Here is a 572-nt window from a genome sequence, read left to right as displayed (position 1 = left end):
TAATAATCCAGCCTGCGTAATAGACTCCAATGTGTTTTCTGGAGCAGCCACTTGTGCTCCACGGTGAGCACTTAACTCGGTTTTGTTACTATGTAGCCAGTTATCATTAGGCGCTGCACTTGCAGCACTACCAAACAGACTAGATGTTACAAACATAAACGGTAAAGCTAACGGTAGAAATCGAATCTTCTTCACTTTTCTCCACGTCCTATTCTTTAATATTTGGTCACTTTTACCATACATGAATGATGTAAATCACATATTAATTATTTTTTACATTTATGATAATTTAGAATATATGCTTTGTTAAAGAAGGAATTTCCATTTTCCACACAAATCAAAAGGGTGTTAAATGGTATGATTAAATTAAAAATTGTACCAACTTAATTTTTAGGGGGAAATATATATCTTGAAGATAGTTAGAATTATCTTAGCAATAATTGTTCTTGCTTTATCAGCCTATCAGCTAATTACTGGGAATTTTGAGTTGATGCCGTATTCTTTGTTGTTCTTAGGGGCAATTATGTTAGTGACTGGATTAGCCGAACTTCAAAAAGATAGAAAAGGATTTT

1 protein-coding gene is annotated in these 572 nt (G+C 33.4%); it reads right to left on the bottom strand.

Features of this window, described 5'->3' with window-relative positions; all coding sequences use genetic code 11:
- Positions 1-195 (bottom strand): hypothetical protein (locus tag AC1DUW_RS32030; protein WP_477644607.1); only part of this gene is annotated, 195 nt, incomplete at its 3' end.
- Between the last annotated feature and the right edge of the window lie 377 nt (positions 196-572).

The sequence above is a fragment of the Peribacillus sp. P4_C12 genome (genome assembly GCF_056402095.1).
The sequence above is the reverse complement of the archived record's forward strand: the minus strand, read 5'-3'. Positions and strand labels throughout refer to the sequence as shown.